The organism is Micromonospora carbonacea (assembly GCF_014205165.1).
Taxonomy (GTDB): domain Bacteria; phylum Actinomycetota; class Actinomycetes; order Mycobacteriales; family Micromonosporaceae; genus Micromonospora; species Micromonospora carbonacea.
This window is the reverse complement of sequence record NZ_JACHMZ010000001.1, coordinates 4,142,379-4,165,787: the sequence shown is the minus strand read 5'-3', so window position 1 is coordinate 4,165,787 and position 23,409 is coordinate 4,142,379. Positions and strand designations below refer to the sequence as shown.

Sequence of the window (23,409 nt, the reverse complement as noted above, 5' to 3'; positions counted from 1 at the left end):
AACGAAAGCGCGAAGCCTGTGGACCTGTTCACCGTGCAGGACGTGATCGCCGCGGACGCCGACGCGTGGCGGGAGGGCGACCGCTGGCTCGGCGGCGGCACCCACCTCTTCGCGCAGCCGCAGCCGCAGGCGCGCCGGCTGCGCGACCTCACCGCCCTGGCCTGGCCCCCGCTGCGGCTCAGCCCCGACCCGGCCGAGCCGGGCCTCGACATCGCCGCGACCTGCACCGTCGCCGAGCTGTCCCGGTACGCGCCGCCGCCGCGCTGGCCGTCGCTGGGCCCGCTGGTGCGCGGCTGCTGCGACGCGTTCCTCGCCTCGTTCAAGGTGTGGAACGTCGCGACGGTCGGCGGCAACCTCTGCGCGGCGCTGCCGGCCGGGCCGATGATCTCGCTGGTCACCGCCGCCGAGGGGAGCTGCCTGATCCGGGACCTGGCCGGGCGGCGACGACGCGTGCCGGCGACCGAGCTGGTCCGCGACGTGGGCGTCACGGTGCTGCGCCCCGACGAGTACCTGCACACGATCCGCCTGCCCGCGCGGGTGCTGGGCGGCCGGTTCGCGCTGCGCCGGGCGTCGCTGCACCCGCTCGGCCGCTCGGCGGCGCTCGTCGTCGGCCACCGGGACCCCGACACCGGCGCGGTCACCCTCACCGTGACCGCCGCCACCCGGCGGCCGGTCGGCGTCGCCCTGCCCGGCCCGCCCCGGCCGGGTGAGCTGGCCGAGCTGCTGGACGCCCGGATCCCCGCCGGGGACTGGTACGACGACGTGCACGGCCTGCCGGCGTGGCGGCGGCGGATGACCCTGCGGCTGGCCGAGCAGGTCCGCGCCGAGCTGGCGCAGGTGACGGCGCGGTGAGCGTGCGGGTGAACGGCCAGCCGTGCGCCGTCGCGCCGGCCGGCGGCCAGTGCCTGCGCGGCTACCTGCGGGAACAGGGCTGGTTCGGGGTGAAGAAGGGCTGCGACACCGGCGACTGCGGGGCGTGCACGGTGCACGTCGACGGCGTGCCCGTGCACAGTTGCCTCTATCCCGCGGTGCGGGCCGTCGGCCGTGAGGTGACCACCATCGAGGGCGTCGCCGCGGTGCCCGGCGGGGCCGAGACGCAACAGCGGTTCCTCGACGCCCAGGGCTTCCAGTGCGGCTTCTGCACCGCCGGGCTGATCATGACCGCCGTCGCCCTCGACGAGGCGCAGCGCGCCGACCTGCCCGCCGCGCTCAAGGGCAACCTGTGCCGGTGCACCGGATACCGGTCGATCGCCGACGCGCTGCACGGCGTCCGCACCACCGAGGACGCGCCGGCGGGCGAGACGGTCGGCCGCAACCTGCCCGCCCCGGCCGGGCCCGACATCGTCACCGGCGCGGCCCGGTTCACCGCCGACGTCTCGGTGCCCGGCCTCGCCCACGTCCGGCTGGTCCGCTCCACCGTCCCGCACGCCCGGATCGTCGGCATCGACGCGAGCGCGGCCCTGGCCGTGCCCGGCGTGCTCGCCGTGCTCACCCACCGGGACGCCCCGGCGGCCCTCTTCTCCACCGCCCAGCACGAGAACGCCGCCGACGACCCGGCCGACACCCGCGTCCTCGACGACGTGGTCCGGCACGTCGGGCAGCGGGTCGCCGCCGTGGTCGCCGAGACCGAGGCCGCCGCCGAGCAGGGCTGCGCCCTGGTCCGCGTCGACTACCGGGCGCTGCCCGCCGTCACCGACCCCGAGCGGGCGATGCGGTCGGACGCGCCGGCGATCCACGGCGACAAGGACGCGCGGTCGCGCATCGCCCGACCGGCCGGGAACGTGGCCGCCGAGCTGCACGGCGAGTGCGGCGACGTGGCCGCCGGGTTCGCCGCCGCCGACGTGGTCTACGAGGAGACGTTCCGCACCCAGCGGGTGCAGCACGCGCACCTGGAGACGCACTGCGCGATCGTCTCGTTCGACCCGGACGGGCGGATCGTCGTGCGCAGCAGCACCCAGACGCCGTTTCTGACCCGGCGGGCCCTCGCCGGCATCTTCGACCTGCCGCCCGAGCGGATCCGGGTGGTCGCCGGCCGGATCGGCGGCGGCTTCGGCGGCAAGCAGGAGATGCTGGTCGAGGACGTGGCGCTGCTCGCCGCCCTGCGCACCGGGCGGCCGGTGAAGCTGGAGTTCACCCGGGCCGAGCAGTTCACCGCCGCCACCACCCGGCACCCGTTCACCGTCCGGGTCCGCGTCGGCGGCCGCCGCGACGGGACGCTGACCGCGCTGCGGCTGCGGGTGGTCTCGGACACCGGCGCGTACGGCAACCACGGGCCGGGGGTGCTCTTCCACGGCTGCGCCGAGTCGGTGGCGGTCTACCGGTGCCCCGCCAAGCGGATCGACGCCTACGCGGTCTACACCAACACGGTCCCGGCCGGGGCCTTCCGGGGATACGGCCTCGGCCAGGTCTCCTTCGCCGTCGAGTCCGCCGTCGACGAGCTGGCCCGCCGGCTGGGCGTCGCGCCGGAGGAGTTCCGTGCCCGCAACGCCGTCCGCGACGGCGACGACCTGATCACCCCGGCCGGGCACCCCGACGACCTCGCGATCCGCAGCTACGGCCTGGACCAGTGCCTCGACGTCGTCCGTTCGGCGGCGGCGCAGCCGGACACCGGGGCCGGCGCGCCGGCGGGATGGCAGGTCGGCGAGGGATCCGCGCTGGCCATGATCGCGACCGGCCCGCCGGGGGGACACCACGGCCGGGCCCGGCTGAGCCTCACCCCCACCGGCGGCTACCAGCTCGACGTGGGGACGGCCGAGTTCGGCAACGGCTCCACCACGGTCCACCGGCAGATCGCCGCCGACGTGCTGGGGACCACAGTGGACCGGATCCGGGTCCGGCAGTCGGACACCGCGCTGGTCGGGCACGACACCGGCGCGTTCGCCTCGACCGCCACGACGGTGGCCGGCACCGCCGTGCTCCGGGCGGCGACGGCCCTGCGCGCGCTGCTGCTCGACCTCGCCGCCGGGGCCCGCCCCGGCGGGCCCGGCGGCCTGCGGCTGGGCCCCGACGCCGTCCACGGCGGCGGCGAGCCGCTGCCCCTGGCCGACCTGCACCGGCTGGCCGCCGCCCGGGGCGTCCCGCCGACCGCCACCGGGCACGCCGACGGGGCCGAACGGTCGGTGGCGTTCAACGTCCACTGGTTCCGCGTCGCCGTCGACCCCGAGACCGGCGAGATCAGGGTGCTGCGCAGCGTGCACGCCGCGGACGCCGGCACCGTGCTCAACCCGATGCAGTGCCGCGCCCAGGTCGAGGGGGGCGTGGCGCAGGCGCTCGGGGCCACCCTCGCCGAGCACGTCCGCCTCGACGCCGAGGGCCGGGTGACCACCACCGGCTTCCGCGACTACCACCTGCCGACCTTCGCCGACGTGCCGCGCACGGAGGTGCACTTCGCCCGCACCGCCGACCCGCTGGGGCCGGCCGGGGCGAAGTCGATGAGCGAGAGCCCGTTCAACCCGGTCGCCGCGGCCATGGCCAACGCCCTGCGCGACGCGACGGGGGTCCGCTTCACCGACCTGCCGTTCACCCGCGACCGGGTCTGGCAACGCCTGTCCGGGCAGGACGGCCGGCGCGTTCCGCCGTGAACCGGCGAGGATCCGATACGAAACGGAAACCTCACCGTCCTACCGTTTTCCGATCGGGTTCCTCGACGACGGGGATGACGATGCTGCTGCGCGACGCCCTGGCCCTGCCGGCCCTCAGGCTGACCCTGCTCACCGGCGACGACGGGCTGGACCGGCCGGTGACCCAGGTCTTCGTCACCGACCTGCCCGACCCCCGCCGCTACCTCTGCGGCGGCGAGGTGGTGCTCACCGGCCTGATGTGGCGGCGGGGGGCCACCGACGCCGAGAACTTCGTCCGGGCCTGCGCCACGGCCCGGGTCGCCGCGATCGGCGCCGGCCACGCGGCCCTGGGCCGGGTGCCGGCCGACCTGGTCGAGGCGTGCCGCCGGCACGGCGTGCCCCTCTTCGAGGTCCCGGTGGAGGTGTCCTTCCGCGAGGTGATCGAGGCGTTCGCGCCGTCGGTGTGGAAGCAACGGGCCAACGGGCTGGCCACCGTGCTCGGCCGGCAGCGCGGGGTGGTCGCGGCGATGACCGCCGGGGCCCGGCTGCCCGACCTGCTGCCGGCCATCGCCGCCGACCTGGGCGTACGCTGCTGGTTGCTCTCGCCGGCCGGCCGGCGGATCGCCGGCACCGCCCCGCTGCCGGCCCCGGCCGCCCGGGACCTGTGCGCCGCCTTCCTGACGGCCCCCCGGCTGCCGTTCACCACCCGGGTCGACGGGGTCCCGGTGTCGGTCACCGCGATCACCGGGTCCCCGGAGCACCGGATGGCGTCCTGGCTGCTCGCCTGCGCCCCGGCCGTCCCGCAGGGGTGGGCCCCGAGCGGGCCGGAGCCGCCGGCCGGGCCGGAGCCCGGTGGTGACGCGCTGGCCGAGCTGGTCGACGTGGTCGCCCTGGAACGGACCCAGGCCGACGAGGCCGAGCGCGTCGAGCAACGCCTGGCCGACCAGGTGGGGCGGGCGCTGGCCGGCGACGGCGACGAGGCCGACCTGCGGGCCCGGCTGCGGGCCTGCGGGCTGTCGCCGGACCGGGGCTTCGTCGCGCTGGCCGCGACCCTGACCGGCCTGCGGACGCCCCCGGCGCTGGCCCTGGCCGTGCTGCGGGAGGCGGTCCGCGCCACGGGCCTGCCGGCGGCCGTGACGGCGGCGCTGCCCGGCGCGCCGGACGCGCCCGTGCTGGCGGTCGTGGGCGACGCCGCGTCGGGGCCGACCGCCGCGAGCGTGGCCGGCGCGCTCCGCGACGCCCTCGACGTCCTGGCGGCCGGGCTGGGCCCCGGGCGGCTCGCCGTCGGCATCAGCACCCCCGGCCGGGCCGGCACGGCGCTGCCGGGTCTCGTGCAGGAGGCCACCCACGCCCTGCGCGCGGCGGCGGCCCGGCCCGGGCCGGTGGCCGTGGTCCGCTCCGACGAGGTGGCCTCCCACCTGATGCTGCTCGCCGGGGTGCCGGCCGACACCCAGCGCGCCTTCCGGTCCCGGCTGCTCGACCCGCTGACCGGCTACGACCGGCAGCACGGCACGGACCTCGTGCACACCCTCAACGCGTTCCTGTCCGCCAACGGGGCCTGGCGGCGGTGCGCCGAGTCGCTGCACGTGCACGTCAACACCCTGCGGTACCGGATCGGCCAGATCGAGCGGCTCACCGGCCGCGACCTCGACCGGTTCGCCGACCGGGTGGACCTCTTCCTGGCCCTGCGGCTGGGCGAGCCGTCCGGTTCCTGACCCCGGCGGGGGCCGCCGACGCTTTTCCGCGCCGGCTGCTGAAACCTGCCGGCCCCCGCACGCGTCATCAGGTCGAGTCGAGTGAGGACGGCCAGCCGGCAGGGCTGGCCGGTCTCGGCCTGGGCCCCGGGGAGCCGGGGCGGTGGGGAGGTAACGGTGTTGGTGCGTAGGTGGCTCGCTGGGGCGGGCCTGGTGGTGCTGACCGGTGCCGCCGCGACGCTCTACGGGGCGTTGTCGGCGTCCGCGGGCGACGCCGCGCCGTCCGGGGTGGCGCCGGCGCCGGTGGCGGCCGGGGCGGTGCCGCAGGTGGCACCCCGTGCCGCGGCCCCGGCGGTCCCGGTGCCGCGGGCGAGCAAGGACCCGCTGCTGTCGGGCAAGCGCCGGGTCACGATCGTCCGGGTGGGGTCGTTCGAGTCGGGGCTGTCCCTGCTCGACGGCGGGCGGCTGGCGGAGGTGGACGACGACCGTGGCCGGCAGGTGTTCGTGCCGACCCCGCTGGGCGCGGGCGAATACCTGATCAAGGCGTACTACGGCGGCGGCACCGGGCAGCCGGTCTGCTGGCAGGCGCGCAACCCGGACAACGGCCAGCCGCTGTACGTCGCCGGAGCCCCCTGCCGGGCGGACGACCCGGCGCAGCGGTTCGCCATCGCGCCCGCCCCCGGCGGCGGGGCGCGCGAGTACCTGATCAGCAACCGGTGGGCGTACCTGCGCGACTCGGCGCGCTCCGGGCTGATCCTGGAGGAGCTGGGCGACGCCCCGCCGGCCAGCAGCTTCCGGTTCAACGACACCGGACCGGCCCCGCGGCGGTGACCACCGTCGGCGGCCCGGCCGGCCGTTCCCCGGCCGGGCCGCCGACGTCACCCGGGAGGACCCCGTTTACCGAACCGACCAGGTCTGGTGGAGACTTTGACCGATGCGTGACGCTGCGGAGTTCGACGCCTTCTACTCCGCGTCCGCCCACCGGGTGCTGGGACAGCTGTATGCGATGGTCGGCAACCGGGCCGAGGCCGAGGACGCGGTGGCCGAGGCGTACGCCCGGGCCTGGGACCGCTGGGCCGTGGTGCGGGGGTGCGACAGCCCGGAGGCGTGGGTGCGCCGGGTTGCGTACCGGGTGGCGGTGAGCGCCTGGCGCAAGACCGTCAACCGGATGCGTGCCCACCGCCGGGAGGCCACCGAGCAACGCGTCGACGCCGCCTCGGTCGACCACGTCGCGATCGTGGCCGCGCTGCGGCACATCTCCGCCGAGCAGCGCCGGGCCGTGGTGCTGCACCACCTGGTCGGGCTGAGCGTGGCCGAGATCGCGGCCGAGGTCGGCGCCAACGAGAACACCGTCAAGACGCGGCTGGCCCGGGGCCGGCGGGCCCTGGCCGCGCACCTGACCGAACCGGAGCACCACGGGGTGGACGAAAGGGCGCGGTCATGAGTTCCGACAACCAGCTCGCCGACGCCCTGCGGGCGCTGGCGGGCCACGGCGGGCAGGGGGGCGTCCCCGCCGCCGCCGACGTCCGGCGGCGCGGCGACGCCCGCCGCCGGCGACGCCGGGCGGCCTCGGTGTCGCTCGCCGCCCTCGCCGTCGTCGCGCTCGGCGCGGGTGTCGCCCTCGCCGGGTCCGGCGGCCCGCCGCAGCCCGTCCCGATCGGTCCGGCGGGCCCCACCTCCGCCCCGGCCGCGTCGCCCTGGCCGGAGCCGACGTCACCCGGGCCGGATCGCCTCTCGCCCACGCCGGAGCGCACGTCGCCCGGCCCGGACGACACGGCGTCCGGGCCGACCGGCGGCACGTCCGCCCCGCCCACCGGATCGTCCGGCCCGCCGGTCGGCGACCGGGTGCTGTCGGGACAGCGTCAGGTCACCATCGTGCGGGTGGCCGCGGAGGGTGGCGTGTCGCTGCTCGACGACGGCCGGCTGGCGGAGGTCGACGGCGACGAGGGCCGCCAGTTGTTCGTGTTCGCGCCGCAGGGGGACGGCTACCAGATCCGCGCCGCCGAGCCCGGCCCCGACGGGACCGACACCTGCTGGGAGGTCCGGTCCTCCGGCAGCGAGCCGCTGCGGGTCGAGGCGGCCGCATGCGCCCCGGACGAACCGAGGCAGCGGTTCACCGTCGTGCGCGACGGCTCGGCGTACGCGATCAGCAGCCAGTCGGCGTACCTGCAACACTCGCCGACGCGGGGGCTGATCCTGGAGGAGGCCGGCGACGCGCCCGTGACCGACCGGTTCCGCCTGGTCGACAACGGGTCCGCGCCGGACTGAACCCCCGGGCGGGGCCGCGCCGGCCGCTACGGGCGCTGCCGTCGCAGGTCGAGCGCGATGTCGACGATCATGTCCTCCTGGCCGCCGACCAGCTGCCGCCGGCCCACCTCGACGAGGATGCTGCGGGTGTCGAGGCCGTACTCGGCCGCGGCGGCCTCGGCGTGGCGCAGGAAGCTGGAGTAGACGCCGGCGTACCCCAGGGTCAGCGTCTCGCGGTCGACGCGCACCGGGCGGTCCTGGAGCGGGCGGACGAGGTCGTCGGCCGCGTCCATGAGCGCGAACAGGTCGCAGCCGTGCTCCCAGCCGGTGAGGTCGGCGACGGCGACGAACGCCTCGATCGGGCAGTTCCCGGCCCCGGCGCCCTGGCCCGCGAGGGACGCGTCGACCCGGTACACCCCCTCCTCGACGGCGACGACCGAGTTGGCCACGCCGAGGCCCAGGTTGTGGTGGGCGTGGATGCCGATCTGGGTCTGCGGCGCGAGCACGTCGCGGTACGTGCGCACGCGCTCCCGGACGCCGTCCATGGTCAACCGGCCGCCGGAGTCGGTGACGTAGACGCAGTGCGCGCCCGCCGCCTCCATGATCCGCGCCTGCTCGGCGAGCACCTTCGGCGACGCCAGGTGCGACATCATCAGGAACCCCGAGACGTCCATGCCCAGCTCCCGGGCGGCGGCGATGTGCTGGTTGGCGATGTCCGCCTCGGTGCAGTGGGTGGCGATGCGGATCGAGCGGATGCCGTGGTCCCAGGCTTTCCGCAGCTCGCGCACGGTGCCGATGCCGGGCAGCAGGAGGCCGGTGAGGGTCGCCCGCCCGACCACCTCGGCGGCGGCCTCGATCCACTCCCAGTCGGTGTGCGCCCCGGGGCCGTAGTTGAGGCTGCTGCCGGCCAGCCCGTCGCCGTGCGACACCTCGATCGCGGCGACGCCGGCCGCGTCCAGGGCCGCGGCGACGGCCCGGACCTGGTCGAGGGTGTAGCGGTGCCGGATGGCGTGCATGCCGTCGCGGAGGGTGACGTCCTGGACGTAGATCCGGGTGCTCATCGGGCCGTCACCGCCGTCGCCAGCCGCTCGCCGACCTGCCGCGCGGCGGAGGTCATGATGTCCAGGTTGCCCGCGTACGTGGGCAGGTAGTGGCCCGCCCCCTCCACCTCCAGGAACACGCTGACCACCCAGCGGTCGCCGGGTGGGGCGTGCGGGACGAGGTCGGCCTCCGGGCTGCCCGCCGTGATCCTGCGGAACTGGACGTCCTGCTTGAGCCGGTACCCGGGCACGTACTCCCGGACCTTCCCGACCATGGCCAGCACGGCCGCCGTGACCGCGTCGCGGTCGCAGTCGTCAACGACGCAGAAGACGGTGTCGCGCATGATCAGCGGCGGTTCGGCGGGGTTCAGCACGATGATCGCCTTGCCGCGCCGGGCCCCGCCCACCCGCTCGATCGCCCGCGCGGTGGTCTCGGTGAACTCGTCGATGTTCGCCCGGGTGCCGGGGCCGGCCGAGCGCGACGAGATCGACGCGACGATCTCGGCGTAGTGCGTGGTGGCGACCGAGGAGATCGCCGCGACCATCGGGATGGTGGCCTGGCCGCCGCAGGTGACCATGTTCAGGTTGGGCGCGCCGAGGTGCTCGTCGAGGTTGACCGGCGGCACCACGTACGGGCCGATCGCCGCCGGCGTCAGGTCGACGAGCGTGAGGCGGGCCCCGCGCAGGGCGGCGTCGTTGGCGAGGTGGGCCTGCGCCGACGTGGCGTCGAACACGATCCGGACGTCGCCGAAGTCGGGGTGGTCGAGCAGCCCCCGCACGCCGGTCGGGACGACCGGCACGCCGAGCCGGGCCGCCCGCGCCAGTCCGTCGGAGCGGGGGTCGATGCCGACGAGGGCGGCCACCTCCATCGTCTCCGCCCCCCGCAGAATCTTGATCATCAGGTCGGTGCCGATGTTCCCGGAGCCGATGATGGCGACCTTCGTCTTGGGCATGTCTCCTGCTCCCTGGCCTGGGACGAAACGGACACCCGGCCGTCGCGCCCGGCGGAACGGGCCTGCCGGGGTGCCCGGCATCCGGCCTCCAGGTGTAGACGCCGCGCCGGCCGGCTGGCAACCTCGTGTTCCATGCCACGGAACGACACGGCGGGATTCGCCGACACGGACGGCCCGGGGGCGTCGCCGCCCGCCCCGGCGGGCCCCGGCCGGGGCAACGTGCTCGACCGGGGGGTACGGCTGCTGCGCGCGTTCCGCCCGGGGGAGGAGGCCCTGCGCCTGACCGAGCTGTCCCGGCGCACGGGCCTGCCGAAGGCCACCGTGCACCGGCTGGCCGAGCAACTGGTCGGGCTGGGGCTGCTGCAACGCGCCCCCGTCGGGTTCGGGCTCGGCATCGGGCTGTTCGAGCTGGGCGAGCTGGTGCCGGTCAAGCTGCGCCTGCGCGAGGCCGCGCTGCCGTTCCTCCAGGACCTCTACGAGGCCACCCACGAGACCATCCACCTCGCCGTCCGCGACGGCCTCGACGTGGTCTACGCCGACCGGATCCGCGGGCACACGGGCATCGACACCCCGGCGCGGGTCGGCGGACGCCTGCCGTTGACCTGCACCGGCGTCGGCAAGGTGCTGCTCGCCTGGTCCGGGCAGGAGCTCGTCGACGAGGTGCTGGCGCAGCCGTTGCCCCGGCTGACCGCGCACTCCGTCACCGACCCCGGGCGGCTCGCCGACGAGCTGGCCCGGATCCGCCGCTGCGGGGTCGGCTACGACCGGCAGGAGGCCGCCCCCGGGCTGTCCTGCGTGGCGTCGCCCGTCCTGGTGCACGGCCGGATCGTCGCCGCGCTGTCCATCTCGGTGCCCGCGCACCAGGCGCCGCCGGCCCGGCTCGCCCCGGCGGTGCGCACCGCCAGCCTCGCCCTCTCCCGCGTCCTGTCCCGGGCCGGCCCGCGCCGGTGAGCCGGCCGCCCCGGCGCGCGGCGGCCACTGCGGACACCGGCGGCCACTGCGGACGCCCCGGCCGACCGCGCCGGCTCGGTGCCGCGCCACGCGGCCCCGGCCGGGGCCGACGCGTGGCTCAGGCGAGCAGGACCTCCCGCATCCGCGCGCCCGGGTTGAACCCGCCGACGACCCGGGGCCCGGCCGGGTCGTGCACGTCGAGGGTGTTGTTGCGGCGCATCAGCTCGCGCACGGCGGGCGGCAGCCGGGGCGGGTCGTCCATGGTGGCGAGGACCCGGCCGGCGGCCGAGATCAGGCGCTCGGCCAGGGCGGCGGCGTCGGTGTCCACCCGCACCCGGCCGTACTCCCAGCCGGCGGTGGTGAGGTCGAGCACCTCGAACACGTGGGTCACCAGCGGGGTCGGGTCGGTCACCCGGTCGAGCCGGGCGGCCCGGCTGCCGACCACCGTGGCGGCTGCGGCCACCTGCGCGTACGGGTGCAGGCCGGACGGCAGCGCGAACAGGGGCCACCGCAGCGAGGGGCCGGCCTCCTTCCACAGCGGCCGGTAGTTGCGCCGGTGCAGCAGCAGCCGCCGGCCCGTGCGCCGGTGCACGTCGTGCACCTGGGCCTGTAGCGCCGCATGGGCCTCGTCGGCGGCCTCGCCCAGGATCCGGGCCGCCACCACCAGCCCGTCGTCGTCGTCCAGCAGCCGGGCGATCGCCTCGGCCTGCTCGGGGAACCGCTGCGGCGAGCGGGCGCCGTAGCGGTTTCGGACGTCGCGCAGCAGTGTCTGCTGCCGCTCCGGGTCGAGCTGGACCCGGTTGCCACCCAGCAACTGCCGCAGCCAACGCATCTCGCCTCGATTCAGCAGACGTCGTGGACCGCGGCAATGCTAGTGGGCGGGGCCCGCCCCGTATCGTGGTGGGGTGGCCCAGCGAACCCTGACCCTGATGGCGGTGCACGCGCACCCCGACGACGAGGCGACCAGCACCGGCGGCGTCCTCGCCCGCTATGCGGCGGAGGGCGTCACGACGGTGCTCGTGACCTGCACCGACGGCCGGTGCGGCGACGGCCCCGGCGGCGTCAAGCCGGGCGACGAGGGGCACGACCCGCAGGCCGTGGTGGCGATGCGCCGGGCCGAGCTGGCGGCCAGCTGCGAGGCGTTGAAGGTCACGCACCTGGAGACGCTGGACTACGCCGACTCCGGGATGATGGGCTGGGCGGCCAACGACGCGCCGCACGCGTTCTGGAACACGCCGGTGGCGGAGGCGGCCGACCGGCTGGCCGGGCTGATCAGGCGCTACCGGCCCGACGTCGTCGTCACCTACGACGAGAACGGCTTCTACGGCCACCCGGACCACATCCAGGCGCACCGGATCACCATGGCCGCCGTCGAGCGCACGGGCATCCCGGCGAAGGTCTACTGGACCACCGTGCCGCGCAGCGCGTTTGCGGAGTTCGGCCGCGTGATGGCGGAGATGGGCATCGAGTTTCCCGTGCCGGAGGGGCAGGTGGAGCTGCCGCCGCTCGGCCTGCCCGACGAGGAGATCACCACCTGGGTGGACACGAGCGCCTACGGCGCGCAGAAGTTCGCGTCGCTGGCCACCCACGCCAGCCAGGCCGAGAACATCTTCTTCCTGCAACTGGGCCAGGAGCGGTTCACCGAGCTGATGGGCGTGGAGACCTTCGTCCGGGTCCGCGACACGACCGGCGCGCCGACGCCCGAGAGCGACCTGTTCGCCGGGCTGCGCTGAGGCGGACGCGCCCGCCCCGGCGGGCCGTGTTCCCCGCTGTCCCCCGACGCGACGGGGCCCGCAGCCGCTTGGCTGCGGGCCCCGCCTGTTGCCGGGCGCGGGTCAGGCGGGCGCGCCCGTGACCGACGTCCCGGACTTGGTCACCTGGTATTTGATCTTCGTGCCGCTCCAGAAGTGGAACGTCAGGGTGACCGGGCCGTCCTTGACCTCGGCGAAGAACTCGGGCTTCATGATGATCGTGTTCGCCGTGTAGTCGGGCTGGAAGTTGGACCAGAACTCCTTGTAGGGGGTCCAGTTGGCCGGGCCGGCGGGGCTGCCGTCGGCGTACGTGGCCTCCATGGTGGCGAGCTGGTCGCCGCGGAACTGGGTGGGGATGGTGAACGAGCTGGTCGTCCCGGTGGCCGCCGCCTGGGTCGGTGGGTCGTAGGTGATGATGCTGATCTGCCACGGCACGCCCTGTGAGAAGCGGGCCTCGATGGTGGCGTTGACGCCGTAGGCGCGGCTGCCGACCAGCCGGGTCAGGGCCGAGGCGGTCAGGGTGAGGGTGCTGCCGGAGACGGTGTAGTCGGTGCCGTTGACCAGGTTGGTGCTGCCCTGCCGGAGGCCCTGGAACGTGGCCCCGTTGAGGTTCAGGGTGAGCGACCTGCTGGTGACGGCGCCGGTGCGGGGCACGTAGACCTGGTCCGCGGAGGCGGTGGCGGAGCGGGTGGTCAGGCTCGCCTTCATCATGTCGTAGATGCCCTGGTCCCGCCATTGCAGCGTGTTGCGGTCGAGGAACGAGCCCGCGTCCCAGAGCATCGTGGTGAGCTTGCGGATCCGGGCGTGGTAGCCGACGGCCTCGAAGAACTTGAGCAGCTCGCCGCGTTCGATGATGCCGGGCCGGGTGTAGTCGTAGCTGAGCAGCGCCCACTCGCCGACGATCACCGGGATGCCCCGGGAGACGAACGTCCGCTGGACGCGGTCGAAGCCGTCGACGAGGTCCTGCTCGACGTTGGCGTCGTAGCGGGTGCCGCCGGCGATGTTGACGCTGAACGGCCACCAGCCGTAGAAGTGGACGGTCGCGGCGATGTTGCGGTCCCCGAGCTGGTCGATCGTGGCCGTCAGCGCGTCGAGCCGCTCCTGGTTGGAGTTGGTGTAGAGGGTGGGCAGCACGAGCAGCCGGGTGGCGTTGTTGCCGCCGGACTGGCGCATCAGGCGGACGAACGCGACGTTCAGCTCGCGCAGCATCTCGTCGCTCTGGGCGTCCCCGGACGTGCCGGTGAACTGCGGCTCGTTGATGCTCTCGAACGTCAGCTTCGAGGAGTAGTCCCGGAAGGTGGTGGCGAGCTGGGTCCACAGGGCGGTGTACCGGTTCATCACGTTCGTGCGGTCGCCCGGGTAGGTGTTGATCCACTGCCAGGAGTCGTGGTGCAGGTTGACCAGCACGTAGAGGCCCTCCGCGAGCGACCAGTCGACGACCTGCCGGACCTTGGCCAGCCAGGCCGGGTCGAGCGGGTACGTCGGCGCCGGCCCGTGGTGGTTGCTCCAGGTCACCGGGATCCGGATGCTGCGGTAGCCCTGGGACCGGATCTTCTGGAGCAGGGCCTGGGTGACCGGCGGGTTGCCCCAGGCGGTCTCGTCGGGGATGGCGTCGTAGGTGTTGCCCAGGTTCCAGCCGGGCTGCATCGCCGCGACCGTGGCCATCGGGTCGCCACCCGGGGACGGCGACGGCGAGGTGGTGGGTGTCGGGGACGGGGGAGGGGTGGTGGTCGGGGTCGGCGTCGGCGTGCCGCCCACGTTGCCGGTGCAGGCCACCCCGTTGAGGGTGAACGAGGTCGGCGCGGTGTTGCTGCCCGACCACGAGCCGTTGAAGCCGAAGGAGACCGAGCCGTTCGTGGCGATCGCCGCGTTGTAGCTCAGGTTCTTCGCGGTGACCTGGTCACCGGACGCGGTGACCGTGGCGTTCCACGCCTGGGTGACCCGCTGGCCGGACGGGAACGTCCAGCCCAGCGTCCACCCGTCGATCGCGTCGCCGAGGTTGGTGACCGACACGTCGGCGGTGAAGCCGCCCTGCCACTGGGACGGCACCGCGTACGCCACCCGGCAGCCGGCCGCCGCCTGGGCGTTGCCGGCGACCATCGTGCCCGCCATCATCAGCGCGGCGACCGCGCCGGCGATCAGGCCGATGCGTCGGCGTGTCTTTCCGAGGTACTGCGAACTCATCAGGGACTCCTCGCCATGGTGGCGCGTGTGAGGGGGTACGCGGGGCGCGCCGGTGGACGTCGCCGCCCGGCCGCGCGACCGGGGAATGCGGAGGGTGCGGACGCTGCCCAGGCGTCCGCCGCGACCTTCAAGGCTCCCGAATGGAAACGATCGGACCATCAAGGCCGAAAGTTTCCGGTCCGACCGTACGGCACGCGCTGATGCGCGTCAATGAAGCTCCCCTCGGGGGGTGCGAGGGTGCCGCGGGACGGCCTCGCAGACTCCCTGCCAGGCGGGACGGCGCCCCGACGCGCCATGATCCACCTTGGAAACTTTCCGCTGCGGTCCCGCAATGCCCTCGGCACCCACCGCGCGACGACGGAACGGCTATCCTTGCGCCCGGAACGACGCTGGTGGCCCGCCACGCGGCCGGGACGGGCGCGGCGTGCGGCCGGCGCGGAAGCGCGCAGGAGGAGGCCGGGTTGACGCACGCCGAGTCGGGCGAGCCGGTCGCCGGGGCGGGGCCGGCCGCCGACCCGACCAGGCCGGTGACGATCGCCGTCATCGCCCGATCGGCGGGAGTGTCCATCCCGACCGTGTCCAAGGTGATCAACGGCAGGTCCGGCGTCGCCGCCGACACCCGGGCCCGGGTGGAGGCCGCCCTCAGCGAGCACGGCTACCGTCGGTCGGCGCCGGCCACCCGCAGCAACATGATGGAGCTCGTCTTCGACGAGATCGAGGACATGTGGGGCCTGCAGATCATCCGCGGCGTCGAGCGGGCGGCCCGCAAGCAGCGGGTCGGGGTCGTGCTGACCGAGTTCGGCCCGCAGCGCAACGCCATCCGGTACTGGATCGACGACACCCTCGCCCGCCGACCGGACTGCCTGGTGGTGGTGGCCCAGCTCGACGAGGAGCAGCACGACCAGCTACGCGCCCGTGGCATCCCGTTCGTGGTCTTCGACCCCACCACCGAGCTGCCCGACGACGTCCCGTTCGTCGGCGCGACGAACTGGGCCGGCGGCCGGTCCGCCACCCGCCACCTGATCGAGCTGGGCCACCGGCGCATCGCGATGATCGGGGGCCCCCGGGACATCCTGTGCTGCCGGGCCCGGCTCGACGGCTACCGCGCCGCCCTCGACGCGTCCGGCCTGCCGGTCCGGCCCGGCATGGTCGTCCACACCGGGTTGAACCTCGCCGACGGCAGGTCCGCCGCGCTCGACCTGCTGGCGCGGCCCGACCGGCCCACGGCGATCTTCGCCTGCAACGATCAACAGGCCCTCGGCGTCTACCAGGCCGCGCGGGAGCGCGGGCTGCGGATCCCCGCCGACCTCAGCGTGGTGGGCTTCGACGACCTGCCGCTGGCCGCGCTGCTCGACCCCCCGCTGACCACCGTCCACCAGCCGCTGGTCGAGATGGCCGTCACCGCCACCGAGCTGGCGCTCGCCCTCGGGCGGGGGGAACGCAGCGCCCAGGTGCGACTGGAGCTGGCGACGACCCTCACGGTCCGCCGCAGCACCGCGCCCCCGGCGAGCTGACGTGGCCCCGGGCCGCGACAGGTCCCGGCCCGCCGGACCGGCTGCGCGGCTGGCGCAGGGGTGGCCCGGCCGTCCGGCGGGAGGCGCGTCACTTCCTCGTCACCGCCACGGGGCACGATGGCGGGATGAGCACGAAGGGCTATGCGTTCGACAACGCGAGTGAACAGGCCGTCAGCCACCACGACGCGCTGGCCGACCTGCTGGACGGGTCGACCCGTGAGCTGATCGGGGAGCTGACCGAACTGGACGGCAAGCGCTGCCTCGAGGTGGCCGCCGGCGCGGGAAGCATCGCCGCGTGGCTGGCCGAACGGGCCGCCGAGGTGGTCGCCACGGACATCGCGCCGCAGCACATCCCGGCCCGTGCGCGCCTGACCGTCCGCCGACACGACATCGTCGTCGACGAGCCGCCGGGCCTCTTCGACCTCGTCCATGCCCGCCTGCTGCTCGGCCACCTGCCCGGACGTGAGGAGGCCCTGCGGCGGCTGGTCGCGGCCGTGGCGGACGGCGGCGTGCTGCTCGTCGGGGAGTTCGCGCCCGCGCCCGGGAACTTCGTGACGTACGCGCCGGAGGAGGCGACCGCCGACGTGCTGACCCGCTACCTGGCGGCCCACACGGCGGCCCTCGTGGCCGCCGGCTACGACCTCGCGTGGCCCCAGCGGGCGCCTGCGGCCTTCGTCGCGGCGGGCCTCGCCGAGGTGGCCTTCCGGGTGCGGGGAGGCAGTTGGCGCGGCGGCGGTCCGGGCTGCCGGCTGCTGCGCGCCAGCATCCCGCAACTGCGGCCCGCGCTGCTGGCGCAGGGCCTGACCGAAGCGGACCAGGGGGCGGCGATCGAGGCGCTCGGCGATCCCCGGGTGATCGTGAACGGCTTCCACTTCATCCAGGTCAGCGGCCGCGCCGCGGGCCGACGCGGCGCGGCCTGAGCCGGATTCCCCGACGCCGGGCGACGACGGCCCGGTGGGCTATCCTGGCTCCAGCCGACGGGACAGGAGCACGACGTGGCAGGTGACGACGACATCTCCGGGTGAGCGCCCCGGAGCGGTGACCGACGGAGCACGACCCGTGCCGTCGCGTCGCCCATGTCGTCGTGCCCTGCTCACGCCGGGCGGCGTGTGCGCGCCCGGATCACCTGTCTGCTGAGGTTCCCCATGTCCGACAGTCATGTCGTCAGCTCCGCCCTGTCCTTTTCCTGGCCGGACGGCACGCCCCTCTTCCGGGACCTGTCGTTCGCCGTGCCCGGCGGCCGCACCGGCCTGGTCGCGCCCAACGGCGCCGGCAAGTCGACCCTGTTGCGGCTCGTCGCCGGCGAGCTTCGGCCCACCGGCGGCAGCATCACCGTCGAGGGGCCACTGGGCTACCTGCCCCAGCACCTGCCCTTCGCCCGGCGGGAGACGGTCGCCCGGGTGCTCGGGGTCGACCGGGTCGTCGCCGCGCTGCACGCCATCGAGGCCGGCGACGCCGCCGAGGAGCACTTCACCGCCGTCGGCGACGACTGGGACGTCGAGGAACGGGCCCGCGCCGAACTCGACCGCCTCGGGCTGACCGACGTCGCGTTGGACCGCCGGCTCGACACCCTCAGCGGCGGCGAGGTGGTGTCCCTCGGCCTCGCCGCCCAGTTGCTCAAGCGGCCCGACGTGCTCCTGCTGGACGAGCCGACCAACAACCTCGACGGCGCGGCGCGGGCGCGGCTGACCGCCGTGCTCCGTTCCTGGACCGGCTGCCTGCTCGTGGTCAGCCACGACCGGGCGCTGCTGGACGAGATGGACCGCATCGCCGCCCTCGACCACGGCGAGATCCGCTGGTACGGCGGCAACCATGCCGAGTACGAGCAGGCGGTGCGGGCCGAGCGGGAGGTCGCCGAGCGGCAGGTGCGGCAGGCCGCGCAGGACGTCAGGCGGCAGAAGCGCGAGCTCCAGCAGGCCCGCGAGCGGGCCGCCCGCCGCGCGTCCACCGCCGCGCGTAACCTCGCCGACGCCGGGCTGGCCCGGATCGTCGCCGGCAACCTCAAGCGCGACGCGCAGGTGTCGGCGGCCCGGTCCCACGACGTGCACGCCGCGCGCCTCGGCGCGGCGCAGGCCCGGCTGGACCAGGCGAGCACGGCTGCCCGCCGGGACGACGACCTCGCCCTCGACCTGCCGGAGACGACGGTGCCCGCCGGCCGCACCGTCTTCCACGGCGAGGCCCTCCAGGCGGCCTACGACGGGCGTCCGGTCTTCGCCGGCGACGGCGTCGGCCTGGACATCCGCGGCCCCGAACGGGTCGCCCTCGTCGGGCCGAACGGCGCGGGCAAGTCCACCCTGCTGCGGTTGATCGGCGGCCACCAGGAGCCGGTCTCCGGCGCCGTCACGCGGGCGGAGGGCCGGATGGCGTACCTGTCGCAGCGCCTCGATCTGCTCGACGCGGACCGGACGGTCGCCGAGAACCTCGCCGTCTTCGCGCCGTCGCGCAGCGCGGCGGACCGGATGAACCTGCTGGCCCGCTTCCTGTTCCGGGGCGTCCGCGCCCACCTGCCGGTCGGCGTGCTGTCCGGCGGGGAGCTGCTGCGCGCCACGCTGGCGTGCGTCCTGAACGCCGAGCCGGCGCCGCAGCTGCTGCTGCTCGACGAGCCCACCAACAACCTCGACCTGGCCAGCGTGGCGCAGCTGGAGAGCGCGCTCCTGTCGTACCGGGGGGCGTTCGTCGTGGTCAGCCACGACGACCGTTTCCTGGCCGCGATCGGGGTGGACCGCTGGCTCCGGCTGGCCGGCGGCCGGCTCACCGAGGTGGGCGGGCCGTCGTGACCGGCGCACCCACCCGGCCACCCCTTTTGTCCTAGGACGCTCCAGGGGGTGTGCGCCGGTCCGGCCGGCCGGGTGGGCCACCGCCCGGGACGGGGCCCGCCCCGTGGGCCCGTGACATGATGGCGCCCATGGCAGATCAGCGGGACGTCGGCGGGTCCCACCGCCGCAGTGGGTCGGGCACTCTCGCGGACGGCGCGGACGGTGCCGACGCCGAGGCGCGGCTCGCCCTCGCCGAGGATCCCGAGACGCCCCACCTGGCCCTCATCGACCTGGCGGCCGACCCGTCGCCGCTGGTCCGCAGGGCGGTCGCGAGCCGCGCCGACGCGCCCGCGCAGGCGCTGCGGCCGTTGGCCCGGGACCACGACCGTCAGGTCCGGGAGGCCGTGGCGAGGAACCCCTCGGCCTCGGTCGGCAACCTCGTGCGACTGGTCAAGGACGCCGACCGGTGGGTCCGCTGGGCCGTCGCCGGCAACCCGGCCTGCGACGGGTCGGTTCGTGAGGTGATGGCGCAGGCCCACGACAAGGAGCTTCGCGGCCTGCTCGCCGAGTCGCGCGAGCTGGAGCCCGAGCTGGCCGCGCGGCTGGTCGACGACATCTCGCCCGAGGTGCGGGAACGGCTCGCCACCCACACCCACGACCCCGAGGTGATCACCGCCCTGATGGCCGACCGCACCGCGCGCGTCCGCAAGGGGCTGGCCCGCAACCCGCGGACCACCCCCGCCCAACGTGGCGCGCTCGCCCGGGACCCGGTGGCGGACGTGCGGGTCGCGTTGGTCCTCGCGGTCGAGCTGACCGAGGCGGACCTGCGACGCCTGGTCGACGACCGCTCGGTGCAGGTGCGGATGGCGGTGGCGACGTCGGAGCTGGTCCCGCCGCACATCCGGCAGGCGCTCCGTGACGACCCCGACGAGCTGGTCGCCGACGCGGCGCGGAGCGGCCGCCCCGGGCGCGCGAGCTCCCCGGTGGTGCAGGCTCCCCGCGTCGGTCAGCGGACCGCCCGCGCCGGCCGGGGCCGCCCCGGCGACGCCCGGCGCTGACGCCGGCGGCGAGAGGGATCAGGATGACCGGAACCGGCTGGCGGCCGGGCGCGCCGGGCGTGCTGCGACTGCCGTCCGGGCGGCTGGTGCGCGGCCGTGGCCTGCGGAACCCCTTGCCGGACGGGCCCGAGCCGCAGTTCGGGGTCTACCTGGTGGGTGCACCGCCGGAGCCGGTCCCGTGGGACAGCCGGTGGGTCCGCTGCCGCGACTTCTGGCTGCCGGCCGACCGCGCGGACTTCGCCGCCGCCCTGCGCGAGGCGCTGGACCGGGCCGGCACGCAGCGGGTCGAGCTGGCCTGCGGGGGCGGCTTCGGGCGGACCGGGACGGGGCTGTCGTGCCTGGCGATCCTCGACGGCGTCCCCCCGGCCGAGGCCGTCGCCTACGTCCGCGAGCACTACCTGCCCCAGGCCGTCGAGACGCCGTGGCAGCGGCGTTTCGTCGCCCGCTTCGACCCGGCGGCGCGCCCGCGGCGCTGACCGGCCGGCGTCCCGCTCCGGCGGTCGGCGGCCTGTCGCGGCGGCCCGCCGGCCGGTAGCGTCGTCGGCGTGGACTGCGTCGACATCGCCGCCCGGCTCGGGGTGCCCGTCGAGGACGTCGAGCGCGTGCACCGGCTCGCCGGGGACCGGCCGTCGGCCCCGCTGCCCGCCCGGGCCGACGCGCCCGCGATCCTCGACCGGCTCGCGGTGCCCCCGGACGACGCCGCCGAGATCATGGCGGGCTGGCCCGACGCCGACTCTCCGCTGTGGACACCCGAGCTGCGCTGGCTGCTCGACCGCTCCGTCGCCCTGGTCCGCGCCGACCTCGGGGGCCACGGCTGGCTGTCGCCCGGCCCGGCGCTGCCCCGCGACCGGGGCCCCGCCTGGCGGCACCTCTACGCTTACGCGTACCTGGCCCTAGTCGGCGTCGTCCGGGGCTACCACCGCGACCACGGCATCCCCGACGCCGTGTCCTGGACGACCCTCGCGGACCTGGGCCGCAACCTCGCGGTCGACCGGCGGATGCACGGCGAGGGCTGGCCGGTCATGCAGAGCTGGCTGACGCTGCACGCGCGCGGCGGCCTCTACGAGCTGGGCCGGTTGCAGCACCACCGGGGCGACGACGCCATCGGCCTGCACGTCCCCGACGCGGGGCCGTTGACCCCGGAGGCGGTCGCGGCGTCGCTCGACGCGGCCCGGGCGTTCTTCCCACGCCACTTCCCCGACGAGCGCTACCGGGCGTTCGCCTGCGGCTCGTGGCTGCTCGACCCGCAGCTTCGGGAATACCTGCCCGAGAGCTCCAACATCGTGCGGTTCCAGCGGAGGTTCGCGCTGGAGCCCTACGAGGAGCCGGACGGGCTCGACGCCGACGTCGAGGTGCTGCGGTTCGTGTTCCGCACCCTGAGCACGCCGCTGGACCGGCTGCCGCGCCGCACCGCGCTCCAGCGCGCGGTGGTCGACCACCTGGCGGCCGGGCGGCACTGGCAGTGGCGGCAGGGCCGCTTTCCGCTCTAGTGCGGCAAGGGCGGTTGGCCAGGGGTAGCCGCGTCGGCGGTGGCGGAACTATCGGGACCTATCCCGTGGGGCGCCGGATGCCGGTGACCGCGGTCCGGGGCAGGCGTCCGGCGCGGGAGTGGCCGGAGAGGGTCTGATCGTCGACGACGACGTCGAAGTCGAGGTTGAGGCGCATGGGGCGGGTCACGGACTGCTGCCAGGTGACGCGGCTGCCGTCGCAGACGACGGTGCTGAGCGGCACGGTCTCGGACGTGGTGGACGCGGTGCCGGTGATCACGCCGTCGGCCTCGGTGAAGACGTACGTCGCGCGCAGCGTGCCGATCGGGGTCTTCAGGCTGACGTCCCAGGAACCGAGAATGGGCAGCACGGGCATCTCCTTTCAGACCGCGATCGGCGTACGGCCGGTCGCACGCCACACGACGCCACGCCGTTCGTGCTCGAACAGGGTTTCGACCGCGTGCGCGATCCGGGGGCCGAACTCGCGTTCGAGGAGGTAAAGACCAAGATCCAGGCCGGACGTGACACCGCCGGCGCTGATGAGGTCGCCGTCGTCGACGATCCGGGCTCGCACGGCGTGCACACCCGTCGCCTCGAGCACATCCATGCCGAGGTGATGCGTCACCGCATGCCGGCCCTCGATCAGGCCGGCCATGGCCAGGGCCAGCGAACCGCCGCAGACGGTGGCGACAGTCACGTCAGGATTGTCCAGAGCGGTGCGCATCAGCGGAGCCGCCGCCGATTCGGCGAACCGGGCCAGCAGCACGGGGATGGTCTGGACGCCCTGATCCGGGTCACCGCTGACGGGGCCGCTGGCACCGGGCACCACGACGTAACCCGGCCGGTCGGGTCGCAGCTTCGCGGTCGCCCGTAGCGTCAGGCCGCGGGTGCCGCTGACCACTTCCCGAGGACCCTCCGCGGTGACGAGTTCCACGTCCAGCGCACCCGCTGCCGCGCGTTCCTCGGCCGCGGGCCCCCCGGCGGTGACTCCGGCGACGGCGTCTCCTCCGGCGGCCAGGACCTCGAAGGGCCCGACGACGTCAAGCGGGTCGAATCTGTCGAACAACACCATCTGCACCAACATGCCGTCGATTCTCAGGCCCGCCGATCACCGCGAACAGTGGCAGGATTGCCATCCACCGACTCTTTCCTGCCACAGAGCCGGCCCGCGCCCCCAGGAGGTCGCCATACACACCGTGCTCGTCCTGGCCCTGCCCGACACGATCGCATTCGACCTCGCCACGCCGATCGAAGTACTCGGCCGGGCGCGGCTGGCCAGCGGAAGACCCGGCTACCAGGTGCAGATCTGCGGTAGCGAGCCCGTCATCGACGCCGGGCCACTACGCCTTGCCGTCGACCACGGCCTCGATGCTCTTTCCCACGCCGACACGATCATCGTGCCCGGCCGCAACGACCCTGCCGCGGCAGTCCCCGCCTCGGCACTGGACGCATTGCGGGCCGCGGCGGCCACCGGTACCCGCATCGCCTCGATCTGCGTCGGCGCCTTCACCCTCGCGGCGACCGGCCTGCTCGACGGACGGCAAGCCACGACCCACTGGGCCGCCGCCGATCAGTTCCGGTCCGCGTTCCCGGCCGTCTCCCTGAACCCCGAGGTCCTCTACATCGACGCCGGGCAGTTCATCACCTCGGCCGGGGCGACCGCCGGCGTCGACATGTGCCTACACCTGGTGCGCCGCGACCACGGAGCCGCGGTCGCCGCCGACGCTTCCCGGCTCGCCGTGGCCCCACTGCACCGCGACGGCGGGCAGGCGCAGTACATCGGGCGCCCGAACGCGCCCACCACCGGAGCCGGCCTCGACACCGTCCTCGCCTGGATCGAGACCCACGCCCACGAGAAGATAACCCTGGCGACACTCGCGGACCGCGCCAGGCTCAGCGTGCGTACGCTCAACCGCCGCTTTCACGAGCAGACCGGCCAGACACCCATGCAGCGGGTCACCGCCGCACGCGTGCGCCGGGCACAGGAACTCCTGCAGACCACCGACCTCGGCATCGACCACATCGCGCACCTGGCCGGCTTCGCGTCACCGGCCCACTTCCGCACCCAGTTCAAGCGACTGAGCGGCGTGGCCCCGCACGCCTACCGCAACACCTTCCGTCCACCGCCGCCGGCCACCACACGTTGAGCGCCGATGGCCGGGACTGCCGCGGCCGCCCCGGACCATCCGCCGTTGCCGCACCAAGCCGCCGGGC

General features: G+C 75.2%; 21 protein-coding genes. 15 read left to right on the top strand and 6 right to left on the bottom strand.

What is annotated here, in order from left to right; all coding sequences use genetic code 11:
- The first annotated feature begins 18 nt into the window (after positions 1–18).
- The 6 genes from HDA31_RS17695 (at position 19) to HDA31_RS17670 (ending at position 7,522) form a co-directional block, all read left to right on the top strand.
- Positions 19–852 (top strand): FAD binding domain-containing protein, encoded by an 834-nt coding sequence (locus HDA31_RS17695; protein WP_178064335.1) that lies wholly within the window; start codon positions 19–21, stop codon positions 850–852.
- A complete protein-coding gene (locus HDA31_RS17690) occupies positions 849–3,581 on the top strand; it encodes a molybdopterin-dependent oxidoreductase (protein WP_178064336.1) in 2,733 nt (910 codons plus the stop codon). The genes HDA31_RS17695 and HDA31_RS17690 overlap by 4 nt, the downstream gene beginning before the upstream one ends.
- Before the next feature lie 74 nt (positions 3,582–3,655).
- Positions 3,656–5,275 carry a PucR family transcriptional regulator gene (locus HDA31_RS17685; RefSeq protein WP_219825030.1) on the top strand — a complete coding sequence of 540 codons (1,620 nt, stop codon included), beginning with the start codon at positions 3,656–3,658 and terminating at the stop codon, positions 5,273–5,275.
- Between the two features lie 156 nt (positions 5,276–5,431).
- Complete coding sequence (locus HDA31_RS17680) at positions 5,432–6,085, top strand: hypothetical protein (RefSeq protein ID WP_178064337.1); 654 nt, start codon at positions 5,432–5,434, stop codon at positions 6,083–6,085.
- 103 nt (positions 6,086–6,188) lie between these two features.
- The gene (locus HDA31_RS17675) at positions 6,189–6,698 is read left to right on the top strand and encodes a sigma-70 family RNA polymerase sigma factor (RefSeq protein ID WP_074478772.1); all 510 of its coding nucleotides are present in this window, start codon (positions 6,189–6,191) and stop codon (positions 6,696–6,698) included.
- Positions 6,695–7,522: a hypothetical protein gene (locus tag HDA31_RS17670; RefSeq protein ID WP_178064338.1), complete on the top strand. Its 828-nt coding sequence runs from the start codon at positions 6,695–6,697 to the stop codon at positions 7,520–7,522. Before HDA31_RS17675 ends, HDA31_RS17670 begins: the two co-directional genes overlap by 4 nt.
- 26 nt (positions 7,523–7,548) lie before the next feature.
- On the opposite strand, the gene dmpG is transcribed toward HDA31_RS17670, so the two are convergent.
- Positions 7,549–8,562 carry a 4-hydroxy-2-oxovalerate aldolase gene (dmpG, locus tag HDA31_RS17665; protein WP_178064339.1) on the bottom strand — a complete coding sequence of 338 codons (1,014 nt, stop codon included), beginning with the start codon at positions 8,560–8,562 and terminating at the stop codon, positions 7,549–7,551.
- A complete protein-coding gene (locus HDA31_RS17660) occupies positions 8,559–9,494 on the bottom strand; it encodes an acetaldehyde dehydrogenase (acetylating) (protein ID WP_178064340.1) in 936 nt (311 codons plus the stop codon). The genes dmpG and HDA31_RS17660 overlap by 4 nt, the downstream gene beginning before the upstream one ends.
- 132 nt (positions 9,495–9,626) lie before the next feature.
- On the opposite strand from HDA31_RS17660, the gene HDA31_RS17655 reads away from it, so the two are divergent.
- Entirely contained in the window at positions 9,627–10,445 is an 819-nt protein-coding gene (locus tag HDA31_RS17655) for an IclR family transcriptional regulator (RefSeq protein ID WP_246384572.1), read from the top strand.
- 118 nt (positions 10,446–10,563) lie between these two features.
- On the opposite strand, the gene HDA31_RS17650 is transcribed toward HDA31_RS17655, so the two are convergent.
- The gene (locus tag HDA31_RS17650) at positions 10,564–11,277 is read right to left on the bottom strand and encodes a hypothetical protein (protein WP_178064341.1); all 714 of its coding nucleotides are present in this window, start codon (positions 11,275–11,277) and stop codon (positions 10,564–10,566) included.
- Positions 11,278–11,350: 73 nt separating this feature from the next.
- Here HDA31_RS17650 and HDA31_RS17645 point away from each other — a divergent pair, with 73 nt between their 5' ends.
- Entirely contained in the window at positions 11,351–12,178 is an 828-nt protein-coding gene (locus HDA31_RS17645; RefSeq protein WP_178064342.1) for a PIG-L family deacetylase, read from the top strand.
- Positions 12,179–12,280: 102 nt separating this feature from the next.
- On the opposite strand, the gene HDA31_RS17640 is transcribed toward HDA31_RS17645, so the two are convergent.
- A complete protein-coding gene (locus HDA31_RS17640) occupies positions 12,281–14,380 on the bottom strand; it encodes a cellulase family glycosylhydrolase (protein ID WP_178064343.1) in 2,100 nt (699 codons plus the stop codon).
- Positions 14,381–14,841: 461 nt separating this feature from the next.
- Between HDA31_RS17640 and HDA31_RS17635 the strand changes: the two genes are divergently transcribed.
- The 6 genes from HDA31_RS17635 to HDA31_RS17610 all read left to right on the top strand — a co-directional run bounded on the left by HDA31_RS17635 (position 14,842) and on the right by HDA31_RS17610 (position 21,198).
- Positions 14,842–15,894: a LacI family DNA-binding transcriptional regulator gene (locus HDA31_RS17635; protein WP_218107438.1), complete on the top strand. Its 1,053-nt coding sequence runs from the start codon at positions 14,842–14,844 to the stop codon at positions 15,892–15,894.
- 125 nt (positions 15,895–16,019) lie between these two features.
- Positions 16,020–16,814, top strand: coding sequence for a class I SAM-dependent methyltransferase (locus HDA31_RS17630; protein WP_178064344.1), 795 nt, complete (start codon positions 16,020–16,022; stop codon positions 16,812–16,814).
- A 225-nt stretch (positions 16,815–17,039) separates the two neighbouring features.
- On the top strand, positions 17,040–18,671 hold the full coding sequence (locus HDA31_RS17625; protein WP_178064345.1) for an ABC-F family ATP-binding cassette domain-containing protein: 1,632 nt from the start codon (positions 17,040–17,042) through the stop codon (positions 18,669–18,671).
- 128 nt (positions 18,672–18,799) lie between these two features.
- Positions 18,800–19,708 (top strand): hypothetical protein, encoded by a 909-nt coding sequence (locus HDA31_RS17620; protein WP_178064346.1) that lies wholly within the window; start codon positions 18,800–18,802, stop codon positions 19,706–19,708.
- 23 nt (positions 19,709–19,731) lie between these two features.
- Entirely contained in the window at positions 19,732–20,184 is a 453-nt protein-coding gene (locus HDA31_RS17615) for a protein phosphatase (RefSeq protein WP_178064347.1), read from the top strand.
- Between the two features lie 69 nt (positions 20,185–20,253).
- Positions 20,254–21,198, top strand: coding sequence for an acyltransferase domain-containing protein (locus tag HDA31_RS17610; RefSeq protein WP_178064348.1), 945 nt, complete (start codon positions 20,254–20,256; stop codon positions 21,196–21,198).
- A 58-nt stretch (positions 21,199–21,256) separates the two neighbouring features.
- On the opposite strand, the gene HDA31_RS17605 is transcribed toward HDA31_RS17610, so the two are convergent.
- Both HDA31_RS17605 and HDA31_RS17600 read right to left on the bottom strand, forming a co-directional pair.
- Positions 21,257–21,565 (bottom strand): hypothetical protein, encoded by a 309-nt coding sequence (locus HDA31_RS17605; RefSeq protein ID WP_141724050.1) that lies wholly within the window; start codon positions 21,563–21,565, stop codon positions 21,257–21,259.
- Positions 21,566–21,577: 12 nt separating this feature from the next.
- On the bottom strand, positions 21,578–22,279 hold the full coding sequence (locus tag HDA31_RS17600) for a DJ-1/PfpI family protein (protein ID WP_178064349.1): 702 nt from the start codon (positions 22,277–22,279) through the stop codon (positions 21,578–21,580).
- Between the two features lie 103 nt (positions 22,280–22,382).
- Between HDA31_RS17600 and HDA31_RS17595 the strand changes: the two genes are divergently transcribed.
- Positions 22,383–23,342, top strand: a complete 960-nt coding sequence (locus tag HDA31_RS17595; RefSeq protein ID WP_178067295.1) for a GlxA family transcriptional regulator — start codon at positions 22,383–22,385, stop codon at positions 23,340–23,342.
- Positions 23,343–23,409 lie beyond the last annotated feature (67 nt).